This is a genomic window from Frateuria terrea (assembly GCF_900115705.1).
GTDB lineage: Bacteria > Pseudomonadota > Gammaproteobacteria > Xanthomonadales > Rhodanobacteraceae > Frateuria_A > Frateuria_A terrea.
Genome location: NZ_FOXL01000003.1, coordinates 220,352 through 247,347, shown reverse-complemented (window position 1 = coordinate 247,347; position 26,996 = coordinate 220,352). Strand labels below are relative to the sequence as shown.

At 68.3% G+C, this 26,996-nt stretch carries 27 protein-coding genes; 15 read left to right on the top strand and 12 right to left on the bottom strand.

The window, feature by feature from the left end; all coding sequences use genetic code 11:
- The first annotated feature begins 22 nt into the window (after positions 1 to 22).
- Positions 23 to 1,612 (top strand): glycoside hydrolase family 17 protein, encoded by a 1,590-nt coding sequence (locus BMZ38_RS04910; RefSeq protein ID WP_091334875.1) that lies wholly within the window; start codon positions 23 to 25, stop codon positions 1,610 to 1,612.
- On the opposite strand, the gene BMZ38_RS04905 is transcribed toward BMZ38_RS04910, so the two are convergent.
- The 5 genes from BMZ38_RS04905 to BMZ38_RS04885 all read right to left on the bottom strand — a co-directional run bounded on the left by BMZ38_RS04905 (position 1,529) and on the right by BMZ38_RS04885 (position 5,628).
- Entirely contained in the window at positions 1,529 to 1,939 is a 411-nt protein-coding gene (locus BMZ38_RS04905; protein WP_091334873.1) for a hypothetical protein, read from the bottom strand. The two genes, BMZ38_RS04910 and BMZ38_RS04905, sit on opposite strands and share 84 nt — an antisense overlap.
- The gene (locus BMZ38_RS04900) at positions 1,936 to 2,817 is read right to left on the bottom strand and encodes an endonuclease/exonuclease/phosphatase family protein (RefSeq protein WP_245747184.1); all 882 of its coding nucleotides are present in this window, start codon (positions 2,815 to 2,817) and stop codon (positions 1,936 to 1,938) included. The genes BMZ38_RS04905 and BMZ38_RS04900 overlap by 4 nt, the downstream gene beginning before the upstream one ends.
- Positions 2,818 to 2,960: 143 nt before the next feature.
- A complete protein-coding gene (locus BMZ38_RS04895; RefSeq protein WP_091334869.1) occupies positions 2,961 to 3,611 on the bottom strand; it encodes a thiol:disulfide interchange protein DsbA/DsbL in 651 nt (216 codons plus the stop codon).
- A gap of 204 nt (positions 3,612 to 3,815) precedes the next feature.
- Positions 3,816 to 4,694, bottom strand: a complete 879-nt coding sequence (locus BMZ38_RS04890; RefSeq protein ID WP_091334866.1) for a thiol:disulfide interchange protein DsbA/DsbL — start codon at positions 4,692 to 4,694, stop codon at positions 3,816 to 3,818.
- Between the two features lie 61 nt (positions 4,695 to 4,755).
- The gene (locus tag BMZ38_RS04885; RefSeq protein WP_175483675.1) at positions 4,756 to 5,628 is read right to left on the bottom strand and encodes a c-type cytochrome; all 873 of its coding nucleotides are present in this window, start codon (positions 5,626 to 5,628) and stop codon (positions 4,756 to 4,758) included.
- 117 nt (positions 5,629 to 5,745) lie between these two features.
- Here BMZ38_RS04885 and yihA point away from each other — a divergent pair, with 117 nt between their 5' ends.
- Positions 5,746 to 6,378 carry a ribosome biogenesis GTP-binding protein YihA/YsxC gene (gene yihA / locus BMZ38_RS04880; protein WP_091334864.1) on the top strand — a complete coding sequence of 211 codons (633 nt, stop codon included), beginning with the start codon at positions 5,746 to 5,748 and terminating at the stop codon, positions 6,376 to 6,378.
- A gap of 46 nt (positions 6,379 to 6,424) precedes the next feature.
- On the opposite strand, the gene BMZ38_RS04875 is transcribed toward yihA, so the two are convergent.
- Positions 6,425 to 6,916 (bottom strand): GAF domain-containing protein, encoded by a 492-nt coding sequence (locus tag BMZ38_RS04875; protein WP_091334862.1) that lies wholly within the window; start codon positions 6,914 to 6,916, stop codon positions 6,425 to 6,427.
- 62 nt (positions 6,917 to 6,978) lie between these two features.
- Here BMZ38_RS04875 and BMZ38_RS04870 point away from each other — a divergent pair, with 62 nt between their 5' ends.
- From BMZ38_RS04870 to BMZ38_RS17865, 4 genes are read left to right on the top strand one after another with little or no spacing between them, the layout of a single operon-like run.
- Positions 6,979 to 7,662: a TMEM175 family protein gene (locus BMZ38_RS04870; RefSeq protein ID WP_091334860.1), complete on the top strand. Its 684-nt coding sequence runs from the start codon at positions 6,979 to 6,981 to the stop codon at positions 7,660 to 7,662.
- Between the two features lie 9 nt (positions 7,663 to 7,671).
- Positions 7,672 to 8,169, top strand: a complete 498-nt coding sequence (locus tag BMZ38_RS04865) for a hypothetical protein (protein ID WP_091334858.1) — start codon at positions 7,672 to 7,674, stop codon at positions 8,167 to 8,169.
- Positions 8,166 to 9,245: a GAF domain-containing protein gene (locus BMZ38_RS04860; RefSeq protein ID WP_217638720.1), complete on the top strand. Its 1,080-nt coding sequence runs from the start codon at positions 8,166 to 8,168 to the stop codon at positions 9,243 to 9,245. Before BMZ38_RS04865 ends, BMZ38_RS04860 begins: the two co-directional genes overlap by 4 nt.
- 8 nt (positions 9,246 to 9,253) lie before the next feature.
- Positions 9,254 to 9,517, top strand: coding sequence for a hypothetical protein (locus BMZ38_RS17865; RefSeq protein ID WP_217638719.1), 264 nt, complete (start codon positions 9,254 to 9,256; stop codon positions 9,515 to 9,517).
- A 13-nt stretch (positions 9,518 to 9,530) separates the two neighbouring features.
- Here the strand turns inward: BMZ38_RS17865 and BMZ38_RS04855 are convergent, their stop codons facing one another.
- Positions 9,531 to 10,220 carry a hemerythrin domain-containing protein gene (locus BMZ38_RS04855; protein WP_091334857.1) on the bottom strand — a complete coding sequence of 230 codons (690 nt, stop codon included), beginning with the start codon at positions 10,218 to 10,220 and terminating at the stop codon, positions 9,531 to 9,533.
- 165 nt (positions 10,221 to 10,385) lie between these two features.
- Between BMZ38_RS04855 and bioD the strand changes: the two genes are divergently transcribed.
- The 3 genes from bioD (at position 10,386) to dcp (ending at position 13,861) form a co-directional block, all read left to right on the top strand.
- The gene (gene bioD / locus BMZ38_RS04850) at positions 10,386 to 11,090 is read left to right on the top strand and encodes a dethiobiotin synthase (protein WP_091334854.1); all 705 of its coding nucleotides are present in this window, start codon (positions 10,386 to 10,388) and stop codon (positions 11,088 to 11,090) included.
- A gap of 98 nt (positions 11,091 to 11,188) precedes the next feature.
- On the top strand, positions 11,189 to 11,539 hold the full coding sequence (locus BMZ38_RS04845) for a hypothetical protein (protein WP_091334851.1): 351 nt from the start codon (positions 11,189 to 11,191) through the stop codon (positions 11,537 to 11,539).
- Positions 11,540 to 11,656: 117 nt separating this feature from the next.
- Positions 11,657 to 13,861, top strand: a complete 2,205-nt coding sequence (dcp, locus tag BMZ38_RS04840; RefSeq protein WP_091334849.1) for a peptidyl-dipeptidase Dcp — start codon at positions 11,657 to 11,659, stop codon at positions 13,859 to 13,861.
- A 113-nt stretch (positions 13,862 to 13,974) separates the two neighbouring features.
- Here the strand turns inward: dcp and BMZ38_RS04835 are convergent, their stop codons facing one another.
- From BMZ38_RS04835 to trxA, 4 genes are all read right to left on the bottom strand, one after another.
- Positions 13,975 to 15,090 (bottom strand): acyltransferase family protein, encoded by a 1,116-nt coding sequence (locus tag BMZ38_RS04835; protein WP_175483674.1) that lies wholly within the window; start codon positions 15,088 to 15,090, stop codon positions 13,975 to 13,977.
- Positions 15,091 to 15,489: 399 nt separating this feature from the next.
- Entirely contained in the window at positions 15,490 to 16,857 is a 1,368-nt protein-coding gene (locus tag BMZ38_RS04830; RefSeq protein ID WP_091334844.1) for a glutamate--cysteine ligase, read from the bottom strand.
- A 214-nt stretch (positions 16,858 to 17,071) separates the two neighbouring features.
- Positions 17,072 to 18,862: a transcription termination factor Rho gene (gene rho / locus BMZ38_RS04825; RefSeq protein ID WP_091334841.1), complete on the bottom strand. Its 1,791-nt coding sequence runs from the start codon at positions 18,860 to 18,862 to the stop codon at positions 17,072 to 17,074.
- A 172-nt stretch (positions 18,863 to 19,034) separates the two neighbouring features.
- Positions 19,035 to 19,361: a thioredoxin TrxA gene (gene trxA / locus BMZ38_RS04820; RefSeq protein WP_091335632.1), complete on the bottom strand. Its 327-nt coding sequence runs from the start codon at positions 19,359 to 19,361 to the stop codon at positions 19,035 to 19,037.
- Between the two features lie 417 nt (positions 19,362 to 19,778).
- On the opposite strand from trxA, the gene BMZ38_RS04815 reads away from it, so the two are divergent.
- The 5 genes from BMZ38_RS04815 to ung all read left to right on the top strand — a co-directional run bounded on the left by BMZ38_RS04815 (position 19,779) and on the right by ung (position 25,038).
- The gene (locus BMZ38_RS04815) at positions 19,779 to 21,491 is read left to right on the top strand and encodes a DEAD/DEAH box helicase (protein ID WP_091334838.1); all 1,713 of its coding nucleotides are present in this window, start codon (positions 19,779 to 19,781) and stop codon (positions 21,489 to 21,491) included.
- 229 nt (positions 21,492 to 21,720) lie between these two features.
- Entirely contained in the window at positions 21,721 to 22,422 is a 702-nt protein-coding gene (gene ftsE, locus BMZ38_RS04810; RefSeq protein ID WP_217638718.1) for a cell division ATP-binding protein FtsE, read from the top strand.
- Positions 22,423 to 22,433: 11 nt separating this feature from the next.
- Positions 22,434 to 23,390: a permease-like cell division protein FtsX gene (gene ftsX / locus BMZ38_RS04805; protein ID WP_091334834.1), complete on the top strand. Its 957-nt coding sequence runs from the start codon at positions 22,434 to 22,436 to the stop codon at positions 23,388 to 23,390.
- Between the two features lie 95 nt (positions 23,391 to 23,485).
- Positions 23,486 to 24,322 carry a response regulator gene (locus BMZ38_RS04800; protein WP_091334831.1) on the top strand — a complete coding sequence of 279 codons (837 nt, stop codon included), beginning with the start codon at positions 23,486 to 23,488 and terminating at the stop codon, positions 24,320 to 24,322.
- A complete protein-coding gene (gene ung / locus BMZ38_RS04795; protein WP_091334829.1) occupies positions 24,319 to 25,038 on the top strand; it encodes a uracil-DNA glycosylase in 720 nt (239 codons plus the stop codon). Before BMZ38_RS04800 ends, ung begins: the two co-directional genes overlap by 4 nt.
- Before the next feature lie 28 nt (positions 25,039 to 25,066).
- Here the strand turns inward: ung and BMZ38_RS04790 are convergent, their stop codons facing one another.
- On the bottom strand, positions 25,067 to 25,738 hold the full coding sequence (locus tag BMZ38_RS04790; protein WP_091334826.1) for a Fe2+-dependent dioxygenase: 672 nt from the start codon (positions 25,736 to 25,738) through the stop codon (positions 25,067 to 25,069).
- A gap of 357 nt (positions 25,739 to 26,095) precedes the next feature.
- Between BMZ38_RS04790 and rpoH the strand changes: the two genes are divergently transcribed.
- Entirely contained in the window at positions 26,096 to 26,947 is an 852-nt protein-coding gene (gene rpoH, locus BMZ38_RS04785) for an RNA polymerase sigma factor RpoH (protein ID WP_091334823.1), read from the top strand.
- Positions 26,948 to 26,996 lie beyond the last annotated feature (49 nt).

The window sequence follows — 26,996 nt, the reverse complement described above, 5'->3', positions numbered from 1 at the left end:
TCGCCGTCCGTCCCTGGAAAACATGTCCACCACCTCGTACTTCCGCTCCCGCGTGCACTGGCCGGTGTGGGTCTCGCTCGCGGCGGCAGCGCTCGCCGGCATCGCTGGCTGGTGGTGGATAGGACGTCCGGTGGCGTTGCCGGATGCACCCTCCTCGCGCATTGCGTGCGTTTCCTACGCGCCCTATCGCAGGCCCGGCGAAACGCCATATGACCCGGCGACGTTCATCAGCCCCGAGCGCATCGATGCCGACCTGCGCGCGCTGTCGCAGCGTTTCGACTGCGTGCGCACCTATTCGCAGGGTCAGGGGCTGGCCGCGGTGCCGGCGATTGCGCGTCGCCATGGCATGAAGGTGCTGATGGGCATCTGGCTGGGCCGCGATCCCGAGGCGAACGCGCGCGAGGTCGCAACGGGCATCGCCACGGCCAGGGCCAACCCGGACGTGCTGCGTGGAGTGATCGTCGGCAACGAGGTGCTGTTGCGCGGAGAGCTGTCGCCGCAGGGGCTGGCCGGCTACGTGCGGCAGGTGCGCGCGGCGATCCCGGCATCGGTGCCGGTGACCTATGCCGACGTGTGGGAGTTCTGGCTGCGCTACCCGCAGATGGCCAGCGCGGTCGACTACCTTACCGTCCACATCCTGCCGTACTGGGAGGACGAACCCGTGCCGCCGGAACACGCCGTGCGCCACGTCGCCCAGGTGTACGCGCGGATGCAGCAGGCGTTTCCCGGCAAGCCGGTGATGATCGGCGAAACCGGCTGGCCCAGCGAAGGCCGCCCGCGCCGCGCAGCGCGCGCCACGCTGGTCAACGAGGCGCGCTACCTGCGCCAGTTCCTCGCCTATGCCGCCACCGTGCACATGCCCTACAACGTGATCGAGGCCTTCGACCAGCCGTGGAAGCGCGCGCAGGAGGGCACGGTGGGCGGTTACTGGGGCATCTTCGATGTCGACGCGCGACCGAAATTCGCGATGACCGGTCCGGTGGTGGAAGAGCCGCGCTGGTGGTGGGGCTGGGTCGCCGGCGTCGCGGGCATGCTGCTGTTCGCGATGCGCGTGGACTTCTCGCGGCGGCAGCCATGGCGCGAAGGGCTCGCACTGCGCCTGGCCGGGCTTGCGGCGGGCGCGGCGCTGGCCTGGCAGGCGCGGCAGATGTTCTACGCCTGCCGCGACCTGTTCGAGTGGAGCGCCTCGCTCGCCGCCTGCGTCGCCGCGTCGGCAACGGCGCTGTGGCTGGCGCGTGGTTTCGCCTCGCGCCTGGCCAGGGGTGAAGGCGGCCGCCCGCCCGCCTGGCTGCAATTGGGCTGGTTGTTCGGCCTGGCCTGGTACGACCTGCTGCTGGTGTTCGATGGCCGCTACCGCGATTTCCCGCTGGGCCTGTTCGCACTGCCTTGCGTGGGCTATGCGCTGGCCGGCTGGCTGGATCCGCAGCCGGCACCGCCGCCGCTTGAGCATCGCCTGCTGGCGCTGTTGCTGCCGGTGCTGGGCACGCTGGTAGTGGTGCAGGAAGTGGGGCTCAACTTCACCGCCTGGCTATGGCTGGGGCTGAACCTCGCGCTGGCTCTGCCGGTACTGCTTACCTGGCATGCCGTCGGCCTGCGCGCGCAACAGGCGTAATGCGCCCACCAGCGTGGCGAAGGCGCCGGCCTCGAAGCAGTACAGCACCAATGCCGACATCCCAAGCGCCGCGGCCAGCCACGCCGGAAGCGGGTGGCGCCAGAACAGCGCGATGAAGGCAGCCGTGAGCGCCGCGTAGCCGTAGCCGTAGCTCAGGAAACCGAGCACCGCCCATTGCCGCCAGGCGCACCAGCCGGGACCGCCATTGGCGGTACACAGGTTGGCTACCGCCGGCGGTTCGATCACGCCGTAGCGCAGCGCGGCGGCAGCCACCGCAACCAGCGCGAGGGTGAACCAGGGCAGGACCAGGCGCAGCGTGCGGTTCATCGGCGTAACCGGTGGGCGCGCGGCGCCAGCGTGGTTGGCAGGCGGATTTCGGCCGCCAGCGGCAGGTGGTCGGAGAACGCCTGCGGCAGGGCCCAGACGCGTTCGAGCTGGAGCGATTCGGACAGCAGGATGTGATCCAGCGCGCGCCGCGGTTTCCAGCTGGGAAAGGTTGGCGTCGGTTGCCCGGGCGGCTGCAGGCTGCAGCGTGCGAACAGGTGGCGCATCTCGGCGCTGTGCGCCTCGGTGTTGAGGTCTCCCATCAGCACCACGTTAGGGTAGTCGTGCAGTACCTCGGCGATGAAGGCGAGCTGGCGCGCGCGTGCCTGCGCCGAGAGCGAGAGGTGGGCGATCATCACCGTCAGCGCCTCCGGTTGCGCGCCATAGCGCACCAGCAACGCGCCGCGACCGGGGATGCGGCTGGGCAGCGGATAGTCGTGGACACTGTGGGGCTCCATCCGGCTGATCAGTCCGTTGGCCGAATGGGCCAGCCGTGCCATCGGGCGGTTCGGCTGGTGGCTCCAGAAGGGCAGGCCGGACGCCTCGGCCAGGTAGCGCGTCTGGTTGAGGAAGCCCGAGCGCAGGCTGCCGGCATCGGCCTCCTGCAGCCCGATCACGTCGAACTGCGGCAGCACCTCGGCCAGGCGGTCGAGGTTGTCCAGCTTGCTGCGACCCGGCAGCACGGCGTTGATGCTGCGGGTGACGTATTCGCTGTAGCGCTGCACGCTGGCGCCGGCCAGGATGTTGCAGCTGAGCAGGCGCAGGCGGCGTTCCGCGGCGGCCTGCGGGTCGGGCTTGCCTGAAGCGGCCTTCTCTGAAGCAACCTTGTCCGAAGGGAATTTGGCGGCGCGGGTCATGGGCGGCGATGGGGGGGGCAGCATGGCGGTCGTCATTCCTCACAGCGTTCGCCCTCGGCGTGGCGGCAGCGAAGTCGAAGGTTTTCCCCGACCTCGCCCTGGCACGGCGCGGACGTCCGGAACGCGACCAGCATCGCCTGCCGCGCGTGAACGCGAGGCGCGCCGCGTTACTTGCCGACCAGCTCGCGATCGACCAGCCACCGGGTGAGCTTGACCAGTTCGTCGAACGACTTCACGTGCCCGCTGCGGTACTTGCCGTCGACCACGATGGTCGGGGTGCCGTCGATCTGCCACTTCTGCAGCAGTTGGAAATCCTTCTTCATCTGCGCGGTGGCCGCTTCGGAGTTGGCGATGCGCAGGAACTCCGCACGGTTCACGCCCTGCCGGGCGTAGAAGTCGGCCAGCTCGTCCAGCGTGTTGATCGGGTAGTTGTCCTCGAATTTGGCCTTGAACAGCGCCAGGTGAGTGCGCTGGACCACGCCCAGCTGCTTGGCCGCGTAGTAGGCGCGGGCGAACGGCATCCACGCGTCATTGAACGGTGCCGGCAACAGCTTGAACACCACGCCTTTGGGCAACGACTTGCGCAGCTCTTCAGCGGTCGGCGCAAAGTGCGCGCAGTGGATGCAGCCGTAGGAGAACACCTCGACCACCTCGACCTTGCCCTCGGGGCTCAGGCGCTGCTGCGGCGCGGGCAGCGTCACGTACTGGTCGCCCTCGGTGAACGGCGCGGCCGTGTCCGGCGCGGCGCTGCAGGCGCTGGCCAGCAGCAGGCCGCCGAGCAGAGCGAACAGGCGCAGGCGGGCGAGATGCTTGATCATGAAGGTCTCCGTGGGAAGGGATGGTGGGCAGCGCGTTCGGGCCGCGCGGATCCCGCCCATTGAACCATCTTCGTCGGCGCGGCGAGGATCCAATGCGCGGAAACGCGACTTCGACCGCGCATGGGAGGCGCGAGTTTCGTGGGCCCCAAACGATTGCAGGAGCGCATCCCGTGCGCTCCTGCAGATGCAACCCGATGGCCGGAGCTACTTGCCCGCCGCTTCCTTGGCTACCAGCCACTTGGTCAGCTCGATGGTCTGCGGGTAGCCGCCGGCATCACTCGGGCTGAAGCGGTACTTGCCGTCGACCACCAGCGTCGGCGTGCCGGTCACGCCGTAGGCCTTGACCAGATCGTCGGCACGCTTGGCCTGCGTGTTGATGCTGAAGGAACTGGCGACTGCGGCGAATTCCTTCGGGTCGGCGCCGCACTTGGCGTATACCTTGGCCGCGTCGGCGATCGTGGGCAGTGCATCGTGCGGCTTCAGGCCATTGCCGGCCGGGTTCATGGCGGAGAGCTCGCCGCTCTTCCACACCGCGTCGTACATCGCATCGTTGCACTTGTCGGCCACGCCCAGGGCCTTGGCGGTGAAGTAGGCGCGCTGCAGCATCGGCCAGTTTTCCTGCGGGATGAACGAGGCCGGCAGGTAGGCCATCACGGCGTTGGACGGCAGGCTCGCCGCCAGTTGCTCGACGATCGGGTGGAACTGGTTGCAGGCCGGGCAGCCGTAGGAGAACACCTCGGTCACCTCGATCTTGTCGGTGGAGGTGGCCTTGGGCTGGGCCGGCTCGATGCGGAAGTAATTCTTGCCCTCGACCCACTTGCCGGTGTCGGCGAACGGCTCGCCCGGCGGCGCCGCCGCGTTGGCCGGTGCGGTGGTCTCGGCGCTGCCGGCGCTGGCCGGCGTGCTGGCGGCGGGAGCCGGAGCCGTGCTGCCGCTGGCAGCCGGCGCGGCAGGCACGGCCGGCGCCGTTGCCGCGGTGCCGCTGGCGGTCGGGGCGGCGGGCGCGCTGCCGGTATCGCTGTCGTGGCTGCAGGCGGCGAGCGCGAACACGGCGGCACACAGGATCGGCAGGCGCTTGAGCATGGGGACCTCGATTGGCTAAGGCTGGAAACGGACACGCCGGCTTGCGCCGGCGTGTGGGTGATCAGGGCGTGGCCGGCTTGGCCGGACCGGCCGCGTCGTTCACATGCAGGCCTTCGACGTAGCTGGCGAGCGCGGCGATGTCCTTGTCGTCGAGCTTCTTGGCGATCGACGGCATGATCTTCGCCTGCGCGTCGTTGCCCCAGGTGGTGCCGTCATGCCAGGACTTGAGGGTCTTCTCGATGTACTGCGCGTGCTGGCTGGTCAGTTGCGGATAGGCGGCGCCCGGGTTGCCGCGGCCGTCGATGCTGTGGCACGCCATGCAGGCGGGAATGCCGCGCTCGACGTCGCCCTGGCGGAACAGCGTTTCGCCCTGCTGGACCAGTGCGGCATCGGCCACGCCCGGTAGCGACTGCTTGCTGGAGAAGTAGGCGCCCAGGTCGTGCATGTCCTGCTCGGACAGCGGCGCGGCCATGCCCATCATGATCGGGTTCTGCCGCTGGCCTGCCTTGAAGTGGGTCAGCTGGCGGACGATGTAGGCCTCGTTCTGGCCGGCCAGCTTGGGGTACTGCGCGTCGCTGGAGTTGCCGTCCATGCCGTGGCAGGCGCCGCAGGCGGCGGCCTTGCCCTGGCCGGCGGTGGCATCACCGGCCTTGGCCACGGCGGTGGCTTCAGCCGGGGCGGCCGGCTGCGCGGCGGAAGCGGCGGCGGTCGGCGTGGCGGCAGCCCGCTGGCCGTTGTTGGCCGGGGCCGGTGCGGTGCTGGTGACTGCCGGCGTGCCGGCGGGGCTGCTCTGCTTGGCGCCCGCGGCGGTGGCCGGCGCGCGCGTCGCGGGCTTGGCGTTCTGCGCCACGGCCGCGCTGGCGGACAGCGCGAACACCAGTGCGATCACGCCCCCAAGGGCAGCAGGCCGGAAACCGGCGGACCGAAAACTCATACACTTGTCTCCCGAAAGACCGCTTAGATCCGCCGCGAACCGCTGCCAACATGGCCTGCGGCAGGCAGAAACCGCCGAATTATCCCCGCCCCACAGCATCCGGGTCAAACCGTTCCCATGCCCAATCCGCTCAATGGCGCGCAGTTCGTGCTGGCCGCCCACCGCATCAGCCAGTTGCCTGCCGACCGCGGCGCCGAAGTCGCCTTCGCCGGACGCTCCAACGCGGGCAAGTCCAGCGCGCTCAACGCGCTGACCGGGCACAAAGGGCTGGCGCGCACCTCCAAGACACCGGGGCGCACGCAACAGATGGTCGCCTTTTCGTTGCCGCCGCTGGCGCAGGGCGACGGGAATGCGCCGCTGGATGCGCGGTTGATCGACCTGCCCGGCTATGGCTACGCCAAGGTGCCGGAGGAACTGCGCGCGCACTGGAAACAGGAGATCGACGCCTACCTGCACCAGCGGCGCAGCCTGCGCGGCGTGGTGCTGATCGCCGACATCCGCCATCCGCTGAAGGAGTTCGACCGGATGATGCTGGACTTCTGCTTCGAGACGAACCTGCCCTGCCACCTGCTGCTGACCAAGGCGGACAAGCTCTCGCGCAACCAGGCCACGCAGGCGCTGGCGGCGGTGCGCAGGGAATTCGGCGAGGGCGTACAGGCCAGCGCGCAGGTGTTCTCCTCGGCCGACGGCACCGGCGTGGAGCCGGCGCGCGAGGCGGTGGTGGCATTGCTGCGCAGGCCGCGCGAGTGACGAGCGGCAAACGCAGGGTGGGCTGAAGCCGTTGCCGCGTAAGCGGTCAGCCGCGAAGGGATTCCATGAACACCGCGCACAGCGCGGCCATGCCTTCACGGTCGTCCTCGTCGAACCGGCCCACCCGCGGGCTGTCGACGTCCCACACGCCCAGCAGCGAGCCGTCGGCCTTCACCAGCGGCACCACGATTTCCGATTGCGAGGCAGCATCGCAGGCGATGTGGCCCTCGAACGCGTTGACGTCGCGCACCAGCTGGATCTCGCGCGTGCGTGCGGCCGCTCCGCAGACGCCGCGGTCCAGCGCGATGCGCACGCAGGCCGGCTTGCCCTGGAACGGGCCGACCACCAGCTCGGTGCCGTCGAACAGGTAGAAGCCGGCCCAGTTGAGGTCGGGCAGGCTGTTGAACACCAGCGCGCTGAAGTTGGCCGCATTGGCGATCAGGTCGCGCTCGCCGGCGAGCAGGCCGCGCGCCTGGCTGGCCAGGTCGGCGTAGTGCTCGGGCTTGCTGGCGTAGGTGGTTTCGGAGAGGTGGAACATCGACGTGTTTCCGGCGGCAAAGCCCGTATTATGCGCCCGACATCCGGTGGGAGACCCAAGCGATGAGCCTGACCGAGCAACGCGAGGGCATCGAAGCGGGGCGGCTGGACATGTTCGTGGACGGCGCGTTCGCCTTCACGCTCACCTTGCTGGTGATCGGCGGTGACGTGGTACCCGATAGCGCGGCCGCGCTGCTGCACGTGCTTGGCGGCATTCCGGCCTTCGCCGTCTGCTTCTGGATGATCGCCTTCTTCTGGCATGGCCACGTGCGCTGGCGCCGGCGTTGCCCGCGCGCGGACGCCACCGGACGCTGGCTGTCGCTGCTGCTGGTGTTCTTTGCGCTGATCTTCGTCTACCCGCTGCACATGATGTTCGCCAGCCTGGCCAACATGTTCAGCGGCGGCCTGTTGCCGAGCCGCTTCAGGCTGGTCGGTGCCAGTGAGATCCGCACCCTGCTGGTGGTTTACGGGATCGCCTTCACCTGCATGGCCGGCACGCTCACGCTGCTGTTTTGGCACGCGGCCCGGCGTGCGCAGCGCGAAGGCTTTTCGCCACTGGATGCGCAGCGCGAGCAGCTGGTATGGATCGTCCCGGCCTTGCTGGGCCTGGCCTCTGCGCTCATCGCCGTGCTGATGCCCTTGTCTGCACCGCCGGTGCTGTGGTCGCTGCCGGGCTTCCTGTACGTACTGATGTTCCTGATCGGGCCGTTGACCTCGCGCTTCCGCCGCCGCCACGGGCTGGCCTGAGGCAGCGCGATGCCGGCGCGCGCCAACCCTGCGGTGATCGACGCGGAACACGCGCGCTTCCTGCAGGGCGCGGTGTCGATCATCGTGGCCTCGCGCAACGCATCCAACCAGCCGGAGCTGGTGCGAGCGCACGGCTGCCGGGTCTCCCGCGACCGCCGCCAGCTGCGGCTGTTCGTCGATGCCGCGCAGGCGGGTGAATTGCTGGCGGACCTGCACGGAAACGGGCTGGTCGCGGTGGTGTTCACCGAGCCGAGCTCGCATCGCTCGCTGCAGGTGAAAGGCGAGGGCGCCAGGATCGTGCGCCTGCGCGTGGACGAGCCGGCGCGAGTGGAAGCCTATCGCGCCGCGATGGTCGGCGAGCTCGGCAGGATCGGCATCAGCGAGGCGCTGACCCGTGCGCTGCTGTTTACCGGTGGCGAGGAAGTGGCGCTTCAGTTCGCTCCGGTGCAGGCGTTCGTGCAGACGCCCGGGCCAGATGCCGGCCGGCCCCTGGGGGCGAACGCGTGAAGCTGGGCCTGGATGCCATCCGCGAATGCTTCGACGGAACGGTGCCCGGCGTGATGGCCACCTGCGCGCCGGATGGCACGCCCAACGTCGCCTATCTGTCGCAGACGGAATATGTGGACGAGGAGCACCTCGCACTGTCGTTCCAGTTCTTCAACAAGACCCGCCGCAACATCCTGGCCAACCCGCAGGCGAAGCTGCTGCTGATCCATCCGCAGACTGCGGCGATGTATCGGTTGACGCTGCGCTACCTGCGTACCGAGACCGAAGGTCCGCTGTTCGAGCGCATGCGCGCCAAGCTCGCCGGTATCGCCTCGCACACCGGCATGAGCGGCGTGTTCCGGCTGAAGGGTTCGGACGTCTATCGTGTGCTGGCGGTCGAGCAGGTGCCGGGCCGCCCACTGCCCGCGCCGCCGCCGCGGCGCAACCTGCTGGCGGCGGTGCGCGCCGGCTCGCAGCGGCTCGCCGGCGCGGGCGACCTGGCCGCGCTGCTGGAGGCGATGTTCGCCACGCTGCGCGGCGAGTTCGACATCCACCACGCGATGGTGCTGCTGCTGGATGAGCAAGGGCAGAAGCTGTTCACCCTGGCCAGCTGCGGCTACGAGCATTCGGGCATCGGCTCGGAGATCCCGCTGGGCGAGGGCGTCATCGGTGTGGCTGCACGCGAAGGCACGCCGATCCGCATCGCCCACATGACCGGTGAATACGCCTACGGCCGCGCAGTGCGCGACGCGCTCGCCCGGGGCGAGCTGGCCGGGCGGCTGGAGACCGAAATCCCGCCGCCGGGCCTGTCCGAGTCGCGCAGCCAGCTGGCGGTGCCGGTTTCGGCCGGGCGGCGCCTGCTCGGCGTGTTGTACGTGGAAAGCCCGCAGGACCTGCGCTTCGGTTACGACGACGAGGATGCGCTGGTGGCGCTGGCCGCGCAGCTGGGCCTGGCCATCGCGGCCTTCCGCGAGGCCGTCGATGCCGCGGGCGAGCCGGCCATCGCCGAGGCTTGTACGGTGTCGCCCGGCGGCCCGCCGGTCGCGGTGCGCCACTACGCCGAGAACGACAGCGTGTTCTTCGGCGAGGACTACTGATCAAGGGCGTGGCCGGCGCGATCCTGTGGACGCTGCTGCGCGATCACGCCGAAAGCGGGCGTACCGCTTTCGCCAACCGCGAGCTGCGGGTCGATCCGCGCATCCGCCTGCCCGAGCTCAGCGACAACCTGGAGGCGCGGTTGATCCTGCTCGAGCGCCGCCTGGTCGAGCGCGATGCCTGCGTGCGGCTGGAGAAGACCGGCCGCGGCCGCTTCCGCCTCTGCGTGAACCGGCCGCTGCAGCTGGTCGAGGTCCCCGCCACGCGCGCTTGATCGCGTCCTTGGATCAGGCTGCCACGGCTTGCTCCAGTCCCAGGCTCGCCGATAGCTTGTCCCAGTCCCGCGTCCCCAGCCGCTCGCGTGCCGCGGTGAGCGCACTGCCGAACGCCGCCGCCGGCGCGTTGGCGCGCATGCCCTGAAGCAAGCCCACGCGCTCGGGATGGCTCAGCGCCGGCAGCATCCAGCGCATCGACAGCGCGCTGGTCGCCGGGGTCAACGCCGCCACGATCGCGCCCTCGATCGCATGCAGCTGCATATCGGTGTAGTGCGCCCACAAGGTCGCGTTGTGCTCGCGCTCCTCGTAGTCCATGTGGACGAAGTTGTCGCCGACGAACACCGCCATGTGCCGATACAGTCGCCCGGCGGCGGCCATGCAGGCGGACGCGTCGCCGCGCGCGGCGTCCACCGCGTCGACCTGGCCGAGCAGCAGGGCGATGTCCTCCTCGTGATGCACGTGCTCGCCGGCAATGCGCGACGCGCTGCCCGGATCGCAGGCCTCCAGTGCAGGATGGACGAAGCGGTTTTCGTGCTCCAGGTGCATGCGGCAAAGCGCGAGCAGCTGGCGCGCCTGCGCCAGCACGGTGTCGGTCTCCTGCGCGTCGGCCACGTCCAGGCGACCGAGCGCGACCAGCGTGTCACTCAGGAAGTGGCGCAGCGCCTTGTGGATGAAGCCGTAGATGTTGTGGCGGGCGTGCATGGCAGTACCTGTTCTGATGGGGAGGGAGTGCCGGCCAGTCTAGGCAGCCGTGGCGTGCGCGTTTCCTAAAACTTCGCTGCGCGTTTCCTAAGAATTTCCTAGGTGCCCTTGCTCGCGTCCGCACCGGCGGGGAACATGCCCGTTTCAGATCGTCCAAGGACCGCCATGCACAGCGAATCGAAGGCGGGCAGCGCGCTGTTCGTCGCCGGCACCGACACCGGCATCGGCAAGACCCACGCCGCCTGTACGCTGATCCATGCGTTGCGCGCGCAAGGGCTCCAGGCGTGCGGTATGAAGCCGGTCGCCAGCGGCTGTCTGGAGACACCCGAAGGGCGACGCAACGAGGACGCACTGGCCTTGCAGGCGGCCGGCAGCCGGCCGCTTCCCTACGAGGCGATCAATCCGGTCGCGCTGCGCGAGCCGCTCTCGCCACACCTTGCCGCGCGGCTGGAAGGCGTGACGGTGGCGATGGCGCCGTTGCGCACCGCCTTCGACCGCTTGCAGGCTACCCACGACGGCGTGGTGGTCGAAGGCGTGGGCGGCTGGATGGTGCCGCTCGCGCCTGGCCTGCTCGCATCGGCGATTCCCCGGCAGTGGGATCTGCCGGTGGTACTGGTGGTCGGCCTGCGGCTGGGTTGCCTCAACCATGCATTGCTGAGCACGCGGGCGATCCTCGCCGACGGTTGCCGCCTGGCTGGCTGGATCGGCAATTGCAACGATCCGGCGATGGCGGCGATGGCAGACAACCTGGAAACCTTGCGTGACATGCTGCCCGCGCCCTGCCTGGGCGTCCTGCCGTACGGCCTGGAACCGGCGCAGGCCGCGGAGCGGCTGGATGTGGCGGCGCTGGTCGGACACCGTTCGCCCTGAGCTTGGCGAACCCGAGGGGCCTGCCACGCACGCTCGCGATGTGGCAGCGGCTTCACGCGTCGCATGCTTCGATTCTTTCCACCCATACAGGAGTGCGCATGAGCAACCGCAACCACTATTACCTTTCGATCGCCGACATCCGCAGTGCCCACGGCGCCGATCCGGCGCTGGCCTGGCAGGGCGCCAGCCCGGACGACCTGGCTGCAGTGCTGCAGGAGGCCCTGCGCGGCACCGGCCTGTTCGAGCGCTGGCGTGCCATGCAGCCGGACCCCGACGAGGTCGACACGAGCCTGGCCGCCACCGACCCGCAAGCCACCGCCAGCGCCAAGGTCGCCGACCTGCACGTGGACCTGGACCTGGTCACCGACCTGCCGATGCGCGTGGTGCGCCCGCGGCTGAACTGGCTGATCGGTTCGGGCTGGCAGTTGCGCGACATGCGCGCGGCCTGAGGCCTGCGGCGCGACCACGGGCACTTCCGGCCCTTGGAAGTCCTGCCCCGGTGTGGTTAGAGTCGAACGCTTGACTCGACCGTTCCGCGTCGCGGACACCACCCTGGGGAAAACCGAATGCCTCGTCTCCGCCTGCTCGTGATCGCGACTTCCATCGCCATGGCCGCCTGTTCGCAATCGTCCAACGACAATCAGTCCACGCCCGCGCCGGCCCCCGCCGCCAGCGCGCCCGCGGCCGGCTCCAGCACCGCTCAGGCCGATGCAGCCAACCCCTTCTTCACCGCGAGCACGTTGCCGTTCCAGGCGCCGCCGTTCGACAAGATCAAGGAAGGCGACTACCAGCCGGCGATCGAGGAGGGCATGCGCCAGCACCTGGCCGAGATCGAGAAGATCGCCAACAACCCCGAGCCGCCGACCTTCGACAACACCTTCATCCCGATGGAGAAGTCCGGCGCGCTGCTTCGGCGCACGATGAGGGCCTTCGACACGGTCACCGGCGCCAACACCTCCGACGCGCTGCAGAAGGTGCAGGAAGAGGAAGCGCCCAAACTCGCCGCGCACCAGGACGCGATCTACCTCAACGACAAGCTGTTCCAGCGCGTGGAGGCGATCTACAACCAGCGCGACCGGCTCAAGCTCGATCCCGAGTCGCTGCGGCTGGTCGAAGTCACCTACAGGGACTTCGTGCACAACGGCGCCAAGCTCTCCGCGGCCGACAAGACCAAGCTGAAGGAACTCAACAAGGAAGAATCCACCCTCAGCACGCAGTTCACTAACAAGCTGCTGGCCGCCACCAAGGCCGGCGCGCTGACCGTCGATGACGCGGCCAGGCTCAAGGGTCTGTCCGAGGGCGACCTCGCCGCCGCCGCGCAGGCGGCCAAGGGCCGCAAGCTGGACGGCAAGTGGACGCTGCCGCTGCAGAACACCACCCAGCAGCCGGCGCTGAAGGACCTGGAGGACCGTGCCACCCGCGAGGCGCTGTTCAAGGCCTCCTGGGACCGCGCCGAGCACGGCGGCGACAACGACACCCGCGCCACCATCGAGCGCATCGCGCAGATCCGCGCCGAGCAGGCGAAGCTGCTGGGCTTCCCGACCTACGCCGCGTGGAAGCTCGAGGACCAGATGGCCAAGACGCCCGAGCGGGCGATCGACTTCATGCAGAACCTGGTGCCGGCCGCCACCGGTCGCGCCGAGCGCGAGGCGGCCGACATCCAGAAGGTGATCGACCAGCAGCACGGCGGTTTCAAGCTCGCCGCGTGGGACTGGGAGCACTATGCCGAGCAGGTGCGCAAGGCCAGATATGACCTGGACGAAAACCAGATCAAGCCGTACTTCGAGCTCGACAACGTGCTGCAGAACGGCGTGTTCTACGCAGCCAACCAGCTCTACGGCCTGACCTTCAAGGAGCGCCACGACATCCCGGTGTGGCAGCCCGACGTGCGCGTCTTCGAGGTGTTCGACAAGGACGGCACTTCGATGGCGCTGTTCTATTGCGACTACTTCAAGCGTGACAACAAGGGTGGCGGCGCCTGGATGGACAACCTGGTGGAGGAGTCGACCCTGCTCGGCACCAAGCCGGTGGTCTTCAACGTCGCCAACTTCACCAAGCCCGCGCCGGGCCAGCCCGCGCTGCTGTCGTTCGACGACGTGATCACCATGTTCCACGAGTTCGGCCATGCGCTGCACGGCATGTTCGCCGACACCAAATACCCGTCGCTGTCCGGCGCCAACACCGCGCGCGACTTCGTCGAGTTCCCCTCGCAGTTCAACGAGCACTGGGCGACCGACCCGAAGGTGTTCGCGCACTACGCGATCAACTACAAGACGCACCAGCCGATGCCCCAGGCGCTGGTGGGCAAGATCAAGCAGGCGCGCCACTTCAACAGCGGCTACGACATGACCGAGCTGGTCGCCGCCGCGCTGCTGGACATGGGCTGGCACACCCTCAGCGCCGATGCGCCGAAGCAGGACGCCGACAAGTTCGAGATGGACGTGCTCACGAAGGACAAGATCAACCTGTCCTACGTGCCGCCGCGCTACCGCTCCAGCTACTTCCAGCACATCTGGGGCAACGGCTACGCCGCCGGCTATTACGCCTATCTGTGGACGCAGATGCTGGCCGACGATGGCTTCGAGTGGTTCAAGGAACACGGCGGCCTGACTCGTGCCAACGGCGACCGCTTCCGCCAGATGGTGCTGTCGCGCGGCAATACCGAGGACCTGGCCAAGATGTACAAGGACTGGCGCGGCAAGGACCCGAGCGTAGAGCCGATGCTGATCGACCGCGGGCTCAAGGACGCGCCCAAGGGCAACGAAAAGTAACAACGAGGGGCCGGCGCAAGCCGGCCTCTTCTTTTCCCCTCCCTGGAACCGAGAGGGTGCGCTCCAGGCCGCTGCCGCAGAACCGGCCGGCCGTCACCGGGTGATCGAACGGCTCAGGCGGAGCGGGACCGGCCAAGGAAGCGCTGGCGCAGGAACCTCATGACAGGTCGTTCGAAATACACGTGGATCGCGATCGCGATGGCGCTCGACACCACCATGAGGACGACGATGACCGCGACGGTTCCGGCGGGGCCGCCTTGCACGCCACGCAACGCCGTGCGCAACAGGCCGAAGACGACATACGGGTGGATCAGGTACAGGATGTACGACGCTTCGCCCAGCAGAAACAGCACTCGGCTGTCGATCGTGAGCCGATAAATGCGTTCCAGCAGGATGGCGCAGAACACGATGAAAAACGCAGGTATTCCGGCGCTCAATTGCCGCGCCAGGCCAAAGCCCTGCTCAGCCTCGATGTAGAAGATCGCCGTGAGCGCGGCGCCCAGCACGAGCAACAGGACCGGCTTCGCCATGGGTGCGCCAAGCAACGCATCGCGGTGGCGGTCGGCTGCGCGCACCAGGTAGAAGGCGACGATCCCGAACACGAACTCGAAGACGATCGGCCGCGCGTAGAACTGCACGGACGGGTTCTGCGAACCGCTGGCGTCGATCAGCCACAGCACCGCGGTGATCGCGACGCAGCAGAGAATGGGCGCCAACCGCCGAGAAATCAGCAGCGACAGTCCGAACAGGATGTAGAAGTACATCTCGTAATTGAGCGACCAGCCGAGCACCAGCGTCGGGAACATTCCCGCGTAGGTGGTCTCGCGCGGGATGAAAAGCAGCGAGCAAAGCAACTGGACGACATCCGGCTGGGTACTGCGCAGCACGCGTGGCGCCACCAGCGCCACGCAGAACACAACTAGGGTGGCTGCCCAGTAAAAGGGGACGATCCGGATCAGGCGGCGGGCGAAGAAGTGGTCCGCATTGCGCGAGCTGATGTACGCGATGATGAATCCGCTGATGACAAAAAATATGTCCACGCCGCGCGTGCCGATACTGGGCTGCAGGTTCAGCCCGGCCTCCGAGGTGATGTGCGAGTAGACCACCGCGAGGGCCGCCACCGCGCGCAGCGTGTTGAGGTTTACCAGCAAGGCTGGTGCTGCCTGGCGGGCTACTTCCTTCTCGGCCGGCAGCTCGGGGTTCGCGGGGAACGTCGGTAGTGTGCTCATCGGCGCAGGCGTCCTTTGCGCGAAGAAACCAAGGGGCATCCCGTGGCTGGAGCCAGGATGCCGTTACCGGCTGACGTTGGATGATCGATGCGGATGACGACGTTTGCCACGAGCGCAGGAACAGGCGGCTCCAGGCATCCCCATCCATATTGAGCCCGGTCCGGCCGGTTCCACAAGCCGGCAGGCAGGCGTGTGCAGGCCGTCGGGACTACGGCCGGTTTTTGCTCACTTGCCCTTCACGCGCGTGGTGGCGCGGCGGGCTACCGATGCCCCTCAGTGTGCGCACGGGTCGGCGCGAATGCGCCGTCGTTCCGACGGCCGCCCGATGGTCGCCTGCCCGGCATCGTGATTATCAACCAGCCGGGCCGCCCGTAGGGATCGGCCAGGCCAGGCCCCGATTCAGTAGGCGAACTCGCGGAACAGTGGGTCGATGCTGCCGTTCCAGGGTCCGTGGAAAAGTTCGAGCTTGCGCTCGGCAGGCGTCTGCTTCGCTTCGACGATCTCGATCATCGGCTGGAGAAAGATGCTCTCGTCGGCGCCGTTGCGGTTGAGCCGCGCGCGCCGCTTCAACCCGTGTGCGGCAATCTTCAGCGTTTCGGCCGCGAGATCCCCCACACTGCCGCGGCGGAAAGGTAGCTTGAGCGCTTGGCGCGGCACGCCGTCGCGCAGGGCATGGCGCTCCTCCATCGTGAAGTCCTTGACCAGGTCCCAGGCCGCATCGAGCGCCTCGTCGTCGTACAGCAGCCCGACCCACAGCGCGGGCAGGGCGCACAGGCGGTTCCACGGTCCGCCATCGGCGCCGCGCATTTCCAGGTACTGCTTCAGGCGCACCTCGGGGAAGGCGGTGGTGAGGTGGTCGGCCCAGTCCTTCATGGTCGCGCGCGTGCCCGGGACCGCCTCCAGCCTGCCATCGAGGAACCGCCGGAAGTCCTGGCCGGCCAGGTCGATGTAGCGGCCGTCCTGGTAGCTGAAGTACATCGGCACGCCGAGGATGTAGTCGACGTAACGCTCGTAGCCGAACCCGTCCTGGAACACGAAGTCGAGCATGCCGGTGCGGTGCGGGTCGGTGTCGGTCCACACCTGCGAGCGGTAGGAGAGGAAGCCGTTGGGCTTGCCATCGGTGAACGGCGAGTCGGCGAACAGCGCGGTGGCGACCGGCTGCAGCGCGAGGCTTGCACGGAACTTCTTCACCATGTCCGCTTCGCTGGAAAAATCCAGGTTCACCTGCACGGTGCAGGTGCGCGTCATCATGTCCAGGCCCAGATTGCCGACCTTGGGCATGTACTCGCGCATGATCTTGTAGCGGCCCTTGGGCATCCACGGCATCTCGTCGCGGCGCCACTTCGGCTGGAAGCCCATGCCGAGGAAGCCCAGGCCCAGGCCGTCGGCCACCGAGCGGACTTCGTCCAGGTGCGTGTTCACCTCGCAACAGGTCTGGTGGATGTTTTCCACCGGCGCGCCGGAAAGCTCCAGCTGGCCGGCCGGTTCCAGCGTGATGTTGGCCTTGCCGCGGGTCAGTGCCACCGGTGTCTCGCCCTCGCGGGCGATCTCCCAGCCGTACCTCGACGCCAGTCCTTCCAGAAGCGCACGGATACCACGCTCGCCCTCGTAGGTGGGCGGGCGCAGGTCGTCCGTGCGGAAGCCGAACTTCTCGTGCTCGGTGCCGATGCGCCAGGCCTCGCGCGGCTTCTCGCCGGCAGCGAGGTAGTCGGCCAGCTGCTGGCGGCTCTCGATCGGGGTGCTCTCTACGGCACTGGGTATGGACACAGGCAAAGCCTTGCAGGGAGGGAGCGGCCACTATGGGGTCGGGCCCGGCCATGAAAAGGGGAGCCGGGTCCAAATAGTGTACGCCGGGGTACTGGATGGCGCCCGTGAAAGGCCGGGGTCGCTTCGGGCGATTCGACAACGCCCCTACGGGTGCGCTCTCGAAAACGAAACAGGCCGGCATGTGCCGGCCTGTCTTCCCGAAGGCGTGCCGCCTTCAGCGCTTCATCGAGTTGAAGAACTCGTCGTTGGTCTTGGTGTTCTTCATCTTGTCGAGCATGAATTCCATCGCCGCCAGCTCGTCCATCGGATGCAGCAGCTTGCGCAGGATCCAGATCTTCGCCAGCAGGTCCGGGTCGATCAGCAGGTCCTCGCGGCGGGTGCCGGAGCGGTTGATGTCGATGGCCGGGTACACGCGCTTCTCGGAAATGCGGCGGGACAGGTGCACTTCCATGTTGCCGGTGCCCTTGAACTCCTCGTAGATCACCTCGTCCATCTTCGAGCCGGTGTCGATCAGCGCGGTGGCGATGATGGTCAGGGAGCCGCCTTCCTCGACGTTGCGCGCGGCGCCGAAGAAGCGCTTCGGCCGCTGCAGCGCGTTGGCGTCGACGCCGCCGGTGAGCACCTTGCCGGAGCTGGGCACCACGGTGTTGTAGGCCCGGGCCAGGCGGGTGATCGAGTCGAGCAGGATCACCACGTCCTTCTTGTGCTCGACCAGGCGCTTGGCCCGCTCGATCACCATCTCGGCGACCTGCACGTGCCGGACTGCCGGTTCGTCGAACGTAGAACTGATCACCTCGGCGCGCACGGTACGGGCGATCTCGGTGACTTCCTCCGGACGCTCGTCCACCAGCAGGATGATCAGGTGCGACTCGGGATGGTTGTACTGGATCGCCTGGGCGATGTTCTGCAGCATCATCGTCTTGCCCGACTTGGGCTGGGAGACGATCAGGCCGCGCTGGCCCTTGCCGATCGGAGCGATGAGGTCGAGGATGCGGCCGGTGATGTCCTCGCTCGAACCATTGCCACGCTCGAGATGGAACGACTTGCGCGGGAACAGCGGCGTCAGGTTCTCGAACAGCATCTTGTTCTTCGACGCCTCCGGCGGATCGCCGTTGATGTCGTCGACCTTGAGCATCGCGAAGTAGCGCTCGCCTTCCTTCGGATGGCGCACGCGCCCGGTGATGTAGTCGCCGGTGCGCAGGTTGAAGCGGCGGATCTGGCTGGGGCTGACGTAGATGTCGTCCGGACCGGCGAGGTAGGACTCGTCGGCCGAGCGCAGGAAGCCGAAGCCGTCCTGCAGGATCTCCAGCACGCCCTCCGCCCAGATGCCGCCGCCGGAACGCGCGTGAGCCTTGAGGATGGAGAAGATCACGTCCTGCTTGCGCGCGCGGGCGACGCCTTCCTGGATGCCCAGCGACTCGGCGAACTCCAGCAGCTGGATGGCGTTCTTGCGCTTGAGTTCGGTGAGGTTGATCAGCCGGTCGCTGCTGCCGATGTCGGCGTTCTCGTCGTCCTCGGGCAGGCCGCGCGGGTTGTTGCGGTTGGGCTGGCCCTGGTTGCCGCCCTGGCTGCCTTGCCCGCCCCCTTGCCCGCCCCCTTGACCACCCTGGGGGCGCTGGCCGCGCTCGTGGCGGCGCCGGCGGCCGCGGCCGTCGCGGTCATTGCGGTCGTTGCGGCGTTCGTTGCTGCCGTTCGGCTGCTGGCTGTTGCCACCCTGGCCGCCCTGGCCGCCTTCGCGCGGCTCCTGCGGGGCGCGCTGGGCGTTGTCACCCGCCTCCATCGGCAGGCTGGCCTGCGCCGGCGCCGGAGGTGGCGCGGAGATCGGGGCCGGGGCGGGCGCTTGCGCGGCGGTGGGTGCCGGCGCGGGCGCCGCTGCAGGGGCGGCGGCCGCGGCGGCCGCCTTCTCGGCAGCGGACTTGCGCGGCGCACGCGTGCGCGGTGCGTCCGCACTCTTGGGTTCGGCGCGCTTGGCGTCGGACGGGTCTTGGGTTTCGATATCGGACACGGGCAAACCTCGTGGGGCGCCGTTGGGACAGGCCGTAGTGAATCAGGAGGGAGGTCGAGCGTCGCGCGGTACGCGCGGGAGGGGCGAAGCGGACCGCCCCTTACGGTCGTGCAATGAATCTAGCATCCGCCGCGCGGCGCCGTAAAGCGCGCGCGGCGGGAATGGGCGGCCTTCAGATCGCCTTGTCGATCATCTGGCTGAGCTGGCCCTTGCTGACGGCGCCGATCTGCGTCGCCTCGACCTTGCCGTGCTTGAACACCATCAGGGTCGGGATGCCGCGCACGCCGTAGGTGCGGGGGGTCTTCTGGTTCTCGTCGATGTTCAGCTTGACGATCTTCAGCTTGCCCTCGTACTGCCTGGCCAGCTCGTCGAGCATCGGCGCGATGGCCTTGCACGGGCCGCACCATTCAGCCCAGAAGTCGAGCAGCACGGGAGTGTCGGACTCGAGCACGTCCTTCTGGAAGGCATCGTCGTTGACGTGGGTAATCAGGTCGCTCACCAGGATCTCCATGGTTGCGTGGAAAGGGGGTTTGGGACCGCGCGGCCGGCATCGGCTACACTGGGGCGCCCATGTTGCGCGGTTCTAACCGGAAGACTGCGGGGATTGCCGTTGCGGCAAGCCTCCATTCCAGCGTAACTCGGGTCGCTATTCAAGCGATTCAAGGGTGGTGACGGAGGGTTCCGTTGTCATAGGCGAGCCGGCTGGCGCACGAGCCGACTCGCCTATGCCAGCGGAACCGTCGGTCCCAGCCTCCACCGGCGGAGCCAGGCGGCAATGCGCGCGCAGGACCGGTCCAAGGCGATCGGCCAGGACGCACGCGCGGTCGGCCCACCCCGCACCCTCAACCGTTCCGCGCCTGCCAGGCGGCGGAGCCGGGCCCGGCCATGCGCCCGCCCGCATTCCATCCAGTGACCCATGTCCGAAACCGTACTGACTGACACCTTCTTCACCAACTTCGACCTCCACCCGCTGCTGCAGCAGGGCCTCGCCGAGGCCGGCTTCACCCGCTGCACGCCGATCCAGGCGCTCACCCTGCCGCTCGCGCTGACCGGACGCGACGTCGCCGGCCAGGCGCAGACCGGCACCGGCAAGACCTGCGCCTTCCTGGTCGCGCTGATGAACCGCCTGCTGACCCGCCCGGCGGTCGCCGAGCGCAAGGATTCCGATCCGCGCGCGCTGATCATCGCACCGACCCGCGAGCTCGCCATCCAGATCGACAAGGACGCGCGCAGCATCGGCCGCCACACCGGCCTGAAGACCGCGCTGATCTATGGCGGCGTCGACTACGACAAGCAGCGCCAGCAGCTGAAGGACGGCTGCGACATCATCATCGCCACGCCCGGCCGCCTGCTCGACTACTACAAGCAGCAGGTGTTCGGCTTCAACGGCGTCGAGGTGATGGTGATCGACGAGGCCGACCGCATGTTCGACCTCGGCTTCATCAAGGACGTGCGCTTCATTTTCCGCCGCCTGCCGGCGCGCGAGCAGCGCCAGGTATTGCTGTACTCGGCCACGCTCAGCCACCGCGTGCTCGAACTGGCCTATGAGCACATGCACGAGGCCGAAAAGCTGGTGGTGGAGACCGACAACATCACCGCCGACAAGGTGCGCCAGGTCGTCTACTTCCCGGCCAAGGAAGAGAAGATGCCGCTGCTGCTCAACCTGCTGGAGCGCGAGAAGCCCAGCCGCAGCATCGTCTTCGTCAACACCAAGGCCGCTGCCGAACGCATCACCGAGCGGGTCAAGCGCCAGGGTTACCGCGTCGGCGCACTCTCCGGCGACGTGCCGCAGCTGAAGCGCCAGAAGCTGCTGCAGCGCTTCCAGGACGGCCAGCTCGACATGCTGGTGTGCACCGACGTGGCCGCGCGCGGCCTGCACATCCCGGCGGTCAGCCACGTCTTCAACTACGACCTGCCGCAGGACGCCGAGGACTACGTACACCGCATCGGCCGCACCGCACGCCTCGGCGCCGAGGGCGACGCGGTCAGCTTCGCCTGCGACCTGTACGCGATGAGCCTGCCGGACATCGAGGCCTACATCGGGCAGAAGATCCCGGTGGCGACAGTCGAGCCGGACCTGCTGGTCATGCCCAAGCCGCACGCGATCGATCCGCAGTTCGCCGAACAGGCCGCGGCCGACAGCGAGCAGTTCGGCGACAAGGTCGAGCCGCGTGGGGACGAACGCAAGGGGCCGCGCGACGGTTCGCGCCGCAGTGGCCGTGGTGGCGAGCGTGGTCCGCGCGAAGGTCGTCCGCCGCGCGCGCCGCGTCCGCCGCGCGACGAAGGCGAGGCCGCGGTGACGACCGAGCCGCAGCCGGGCGTGGTTGCCTCCGGCGCCAGTACGCCGGCCACTGCACCGGCGCCAGAGGGCGGCGAAGGTGCCCACAAGCGGCGGCGTCGTCGTGGCGGCCGTGGCCGCCGCCGCGAGGGTGGCGAGAACGCCGCCCCGCCTGTCCAGGCCACGGTGGAGAGCCGCGCGCCGCATGGCGAGCGCAAGCCGCCGCGTGAGCGTGGCGCCGGCCCATCGCGGCCGTCGCGGCAGGTGGCGGTGCAGTCGGGCGTGACCGATGTGCCCTCCAAGAAGCCGGGCTTCTTCCGCCGCCTGACGCGCCTGTTCACCGGGCGCTGAGCAAGCTTTGATTCCTTCTCCCCCTCCGGGGAGAAGGGGCGCCGAGGGTCGGGCTCGCACGGGCTGGTCAAAGCCACGCTATGACGAGGCCGTGTCGCAAGAGTGGCCCCTCGCCTCAACCCTCACCCCAGCCCTTTCCCCGCAGGGAGAGGGAGCCGCTTGCGGCCTCGTCCGAGGTCTCCAGGCAGCTTCCACAAGCACCCCACGCATCCCGTATCCTTGGCCGCTAATGCGGGACAAGGAGCCACACGCGGTGATCCGCTTCGACCAGGTGAGCAAGCGCTACGAGGGCGGCCATGAGGCGCTCTCGCAACTGTCCTTCGAGGTGGCGGCCGGCGAAATGGCCTTCGTCACCGGCCATTCCGGCGCCGGCAAGAGCACCCTGCTCAAACTGATCGCGCTGATCGAGCGGCCCTCGCACGGGCAGATCGTGGTCGAAGGGCAAAGCCTCGCCAAGGTCGGCCGCGGTGGCATTCCCAAACTGCGGCGCCGGCTGGGCATGGTGTTCCAGGACCACCGCCTGTTGATGGACCGCACCGTGTTTGCCAATGTCGAGTTGCCGCTGACGATTGGCGGCATCGCGCCGGCCGAACGCAGCCGCCGCGTGCGTGCGGCGCTGGAGAAGGTCGGCCTGCTCGCGTACGAGCGCCAGTTGCCCGACTCGCTTTCCACCGGCGAGCAGCAGCGTGTCGGTATCGCCCGCGCCATCGTGGCGCGCCCGGCGGTACTGATCGCAGACGAACCGACCGGCAACCTCGACCCGCAACTGGCCGTCGAAATCATGGGCCTGTTCGCTGAATTCCAGGACATCGGCACCACCGTGCTGGTGGCCAGCCACGACCTGCCGCTGATCAAACGCATGCACAAGCGCGTGGTCGTGCTGGACCACGGTCGGCTGGTCGCCGACATCCCGGGGGAGGAGGTGCTGTGAGCGCTCCTGCCATGACTGAAAAAGCCGCGCCGCGCAGCGAGCGCAGCCAGGCCCGCCGTTTCGCCGGCTGGCGCGAGCATCACGGTTGGAGCGCGGCGGCGAGCCTGCGCCGGCTCGGCGGCCGCCCGCTCGGCACGCTCATGACCGTCGCGGTGCTGGGCCTGGCGCTGGCCCTCCCGCTGGCGTTCTACCTGCTGCTGGCCAACGTGCAGTCGATGGGTAATGCGCTCGGGCAGAACCCCGCGGTCAGCGTGTTCCTGAAAACCGACCAGGCCGGCGCGCAGGCCAACCTGCTGGCCGGCGAGCTGCGCGGCCGCGCGGACGTGGCGGCGGTGACGGTCAAGACGCCGCAACAGGGCCTGGACGAACTGGCCACGCTGCAGGGTTTCTCCGGCGCCGTGCACGCGCTGGACGACGCCAACCCGCTGCCCTGGGTGCTGGTGGTGCAACCCAGGACGGGCCTGGATGCGGCGGCGGTGGACAAGCTGGTGGAGTCGCTGCGTGGCGAACGCGCCGTCGACCTGGTGCAGGACAGCAGCCAATGGCGGCAGCGGCTCGACGCACTGCTGGATGTCGGGCATCGCGCGGTGCTGGTGCTGGCCGGGCTGCTCGCGCTGGCGGCGCTGCTGGTGGTGGGCAATACGGTGCGGACGGACATCGCCAGTCGCAGCGAGGAGATCGGCGTGCTGATGCTGCTGGGCGCCAGCCGAGCCTTCGTGCGGCGGCCATACCTGTACGCCGGCATCTGGTATGGCCTGTTCGGCGGTGTGCTTGCCTCGCTGCTGGCGATGGCGATCGAACTGGCGCTGGCCGGCCCCGCTGCCGAGCTCGATCGCGCCTATGGCGGCCGGCTCATGCTCGGCGCACTGCCTTGGTGGTTGCTGCTGGCCGTCCCGCTGGCGGCGGCCGTGCTGGGTTGGGTCGGCGCGCGGCTGGTCAGCGCCTGGCAACTGCGCAAGGCGGCCTAGTGACCGTCTTCGCAACCCGCGCGCGGTGCGATGGTGCAAGATAGCCCCGGGTGACGCGCGGGGCGTACACGGGGTTCGATGTGGATGGGTGGGGCATGAATGCAGACGTTGGCAGCCACGGCGCCGGCACCGCTCCGCGGGTGTTGGTGGTGGATGGCTCCAAGGTGGTGCGCCAGCTGATCACTCGCGTGCTCAAGGCCGAGCTGCCGGAAGCCGAGCTGATCGGCTGCGGCAGCGGCGCCGAGGCGCGCGAGCTGATCGAGCAGGGCCCGTTCGACTTCATCACCATTGCGCTGCGCCTGCCCGACATGGACGGGCTGGAACTGGCCCGCCACGTGCGCGAAGCGGCACAGGCGTACGTGCCGATCGTGGTGGTTTCCGGCGACGTCGATGCGCGCCTGCACAAGCGCGAACTAGGAGACGTCACCGACTACTTCGACAAGTCGCTGGGCTTCCAGGCCCTGGCCGATTTCATTCGCGGCTACGTGCGGCCGGAGGCCACCGCCGAGGGCACCGTGCTGTACGTGGAAGACAGCCGCGTGGTGGCGCTGGCCACCCGCCGCATGCTGGAGAAGATCGGCCTGACCGTTCGCCACGTGGTCAGTGTCGAAGACGCGTTGGCGATGCTGGAAACCGATCGCGCCCAGGGCAACGTCGGCGCCGACGTGGTACTCACCGACGTCAGCCTGAAAGGCGAACTCACCGGCGGCGACCTGCTCGAGCGCATCCGCAGCCAGTTCGGCTACGGCAAGGGCCAACTGCCCGTGCTGGTGATGACCGGTGACGAGAACCCCGCCAACCAGGCCGCGCTGCTCAGGGCCGGCGCCAACGACCTGGTCGAGAAGCCGGTCGAGGAAAAGCTGCTGGTGACCAAGCTGCTGTTTCAGCTGCGTGTGGCCAAGCACCTGCGCGGGCGGGCCGAAGGCGCGTGAGCGAGGCCGCCGAAGCCGAGCGCATCCGCCTGGAGCCCTCCTGGAAAGCACACCTGGGTGACTATCTCGAACGCCCGGACATGCGCAAGCTGGCCGATTTCCTGCGCGCCGAGAAGCGCGCCGGCAAGGTGCTCTACCCGCCCGGTCCGGAGATCTTCAACGCCTTCGCCCATACGCCCTTCGACAAGGTGCGCGTGGTGATCCTGGGCCAGGACCCCTACCACGGACCCGGCCAGGCGCACGGATTGTGCTTTTCGGTGCGCCCGGGCGTGCCGATACCGCCTTCGTTGCTGAACATCTTCGCCGAGATCGAGCGCGATCTCGGCATCCCGCGCCCCGACCACGGCTGCCTCACCCCCTGGGCCGACCAGGGGGTGCTGCTGCTCAACAGCGTGCTGACGGTCGAGCAGGGCCGTGCCGGCGCGCACCAGAACAAGGGCTGGGAGGGCTTCACCGATGCCGCCATCGAGGCGCTCAACCGCGAGCGCGAGGGGCTGGTGTTCCTGCTCTGGGGTGCCTATGCGCAGCGCAAGGGCAGGCTGGTCGACCCGAAGCGGCACCTGGTGCTGAGCTCGGTGCATCCCTCGCCGCTGTCGGCGCATCGCGGCTTCATCGGCAACGGCCATTTTTCTGCCGCCAACCGCTACCTGCAAAGCCGTGGCCAGGCTCCGATCGACTGGGCGCTGCCACCTCGCGCGCGGCTGGTGGCCGGCTAGCGCGGTCCGGCGCAGCTTGGGACGTCAGCTAGACGTCCGTCCACATGCGCAACAGGTTGGCGTGCGACTTGCTGACGGCGTCGAACGTGGCGCTCTTGCCTTCCCGCCCGAAGATCTGTCGCTTGGCGTTGTCCAGATCCCACAGCAACTCGCGCCTGGCGGGATCGCGCACCTGGCTCTGCACCCAGATGATCGCCGCGTGGCGCGTGCCCTCGGTGACCGGTGCCACGTGGTGCAGGGAATTGGCTGGATAGGCGATGGCCGAGCCCGCTTCGAGCTTGAACTCAGCCCCCATGCCCTGGCTCTGCACCACCAGCTCGCCGCCGACGTAGCTGTTGGGGTCCGAGAGGAAAAGGGTGATGGCCACGTCGCTGCGCACGGCCCCGCCCATGCCTCCCATCACGGCAGCGTCGACATGCGGGCCGTACTGCATGCCCACGTCGTAGCGGTTGAACAGCACCTGGGTCATGGCGGCCGGCAGCAACGCCGTTTGCAGCAGGCCGTTGCGGAGGAATGCGTTGCGCACGATCTCCCGCAACTGAGGCAACCTGTCGTTGCCCGCATCGACCTGCAGGTTCTTCTTGACTTCGCGGGCCGACCACCCGGCGGTGCTGCTGCCGTCGACGAACGATGCCGTCACGAGCTCTCCCTGCAGCATGCGCAGTTCGTCGGGGGTCAGTACGTTGGTGCAGATGATCAAAATGCGTCCTCTTGGGCCCACGGCCGATGAACGGGGAAGCGATTCCGTTGAGTATAGTCAGGCGGCGCTAGGCCGGTTCCGTCAGGTATCGGACGCAACCATGGAATGCCGTCGAGGAACCCTGGGATGGCGGCGCTGGCGCCTGGACGGACGCGACGGCAGCGGCTCGCTGCACTTCACGGTCGATAGATCGCTCATGTGAACAATGGGCCGCATGACCGCGCGGCGAGGGCTGGCGATGCCGCCCCAATTGCTGTACGATTCGGTTCAATAAAACCCCGCAGCTGCAACTTTCCGACCCTTTAGCACTCTCAATAGGGGAGTGCTAAGCTGCGAATTCATTGCCGGAGGTTCCATATGTCCCAAGCCTTGGTGACCGCCAACCTGCCGATCCCCAGCGTCGTTGGCAGCCTGGATGCCTACATCTCGGCCGTACACCGCATCCCGGTGCTCAGCCACGATGAGGAGCAGGCGCTGGCGCGCCGCTTCAACGAAGAGGACGACCTGAGCTCGGCCAAGAAGCTGGTGATGTCGCACCTGCGCTTCGTCGTGCATGTGGCGCGTGGCTATTCGGGCTACGGCCTGCAACTGGGCGACCTGATCCAGGAAGGCAACATCGGCCTGATGAAGGCGGTCAAGCGCTTCGACCCGGACCAGGGCGTGCGGCTCGTCAGTTTCGCAGTGCACTGGATTCGTGCCGAGATGCACGAGTTCATCTTGCGCAACTGGCGCATCGTCAAGGTCGCCACCACCAAGGCCCAGCGCAAGTTGTTCTTCAACCTGCGCAAGAGCAAGAAGCGCCTGGGCTGGATGAATGCCGAAGAAGTGCGTGTGGTCGCCCACGACCTGGGCGTGCCGGAGGCGACCGTGCGCGAGATGGAATCGCGCCTGTCGGGCCGTGATATCGGTTTCGAGGCCCCCGCCGACGCGGACGACGACGCCAAGCCGGCACCGGAGGCCTTCCTGGTCGACGACGGTGCCGATCCATATGACAACGTGTCCGACGCCGACCAGGCCGACAATCAGCTGGAGACGCTCTCCACCGCCTTGGCCAAGCTGGACGACCGCTCGCGCGACATCATCCAGCGTCGCTGGCTCAACGAGGACAAGGCCACGTTGCAGGACCTGGCCGACGAGTACGGTGTCTCGGCCGAACGCATCCGCCAGGTCGAGGCGAACGCGATGAAGAAGATGCGCGCATTGTTCTGAGACGCGCGCTTCCGGCGTGTTAACCGAGGCGGCCCTTCGCAGGGCCGCT

Excerpts from the sequence above, each read along its gene's own strand:
- BMZ38_RS04900 (WP_245747184.1), bottom strand. The coding sequence starts at position 2,817 with ATGCTGCCCCCCCCATCGCCGCCCATGACCCGCGCCGCCAAATTCCCT.
- BMZ38_RS04870 (WP_091334860.1), top strand. The coding sequence starts at position 6,979 with ATGAGCCTGACCGAGCAACGCGAGGGCATCGAAGCGGGGCGGCTGGAC.
- BMZ38_RS04855 (WP_091334857.1), bottom strand. The coding sequence starts at position 10,220 with ATGCACGCCCGCCACAACATCTACGGCTTCATCCACAAGGCGCTGCGC.
- BMZ38_RS04890 (WP_091334866.1), bottom strand. The coding sequence starts at position 4,694 with ATGCTCAAGCGCCTGCCGATCCTGTGTGCCGCCGTGTTCGCGCTCGCC.
- BMZ38_RS04895 (WP_091334869.1), bottom strand. The coding sequence starts at position 3,611 with ATGATCAAGCATCTCGCCCGCCTGCGCCTGTTCGCTCTGCTCGGCGGC.
- BMZ38_RS04835 (WP_175483674.1), bottom strand. The coding sequence starts at position 15,090 with ATGAGCACACTACCGACGTTCCCCGCGAACCCCGAGCTGCCGGCCGAG.
- BMZ38_RS04910 (WP_091334875.1), top strand. The coding sequence starts at position 23 with ATGTCCACCACCTCGTACTTCCGCTCCCGCGTGCACTGGCCGGTGTGG.
- BMZ38_RS04905 (WP_091334873.1), bottom strand. The coding sequence starts at position 1,939 with ATGAACCGCACGCTGCGCCTGGTCCTGCCCTGGTTCACCCTCGCGCTG.
- BMZ38_RS04885 (WP_175483675.1), bottom strand. The coding sequence starts at position 5,628 with ATGAGTTTTCGGTCCGCCGGTTTCCGGCCTGCTGCCCTTGGGGGCGTG.
- BMZ38_RS04815 (WP_091334838.1), top strand. The coding sequence starts at position 19,779 with ATGTCCGAAACCGTACTGACTGACACCTTCTTCACCAACTTCGACCTC.
- BMZ38_RS04875 (WP_091334862.1), bottom strand. The coding sequence starts at position 6,916 with ATGTTCCACCTCTCCGAAACCACCTACGCCAGCAAGCCCGAGCACTAC.
- ftsX (WP_091334834.1), top strand. The coding sequence starts at position 22,434 with ATGACTGAAAAAGCCGCGCCGCGCAGCGAGCGCAGCCAGGCCCGCCGT.
- yihA (WP_091334864.1), top strand. The coding sequence starts at position 5,746 with ATGCCCAATCCGCTCAATGGCGCGCAGTTCGTGCTGGCCGCCCACCGC.
- ftsE (WP_217638718.1), top strand. The coding sequence starts at position 21,721 with ATGCGGGACAAGGAGCCACACGCGGTGATCCGCTTCGACCAGGTGAGC.
- BMZ38_RS04845 (WP_091334851.1), top strand. The coding sequence starts at position 11,189 with ATGAGCAACCGCAACCACTATTACCTTTCGATCGCCGACATCCGCAGT.
- BMZ38_RS04800 (WP_091334831.1), top strand. The coding sequence starts at position 23,486 with ATGAATGCAGACGTTGGCAGCCACGGCGCCGGCACCGCTCCGCGGGTG.
- BMZ38_RS04865 (WP_091334858.1), top strand. The coding sequence starts at position 7,672 with ATGCCGGCGCGCGCCAACCCTGCGGTGATCGACGCGGAACACGCGCGC.
- bioD (WP_091334854.1), top strand. The coding sequence starts at position 10,386 with ATGCACAGCGAATCGAAGGCGGGCAGCGCGCTGTTCGTCGCCGGCACC.
- dcp (WP_091334849.1), top strand. The coding sequence starts at position 11,657 with ATGCCTCGTCTCCGCCTGCTCGTGATCGCGACTTCCATCGCCATGGCC.
- rpoH (WP_091334823.1), top strand. The coding sequence starts at position 26,096 with ATGTCCCAAGCCTTGGTGACCGCCAACCTGCCGATCCCCAGCGTCGTT.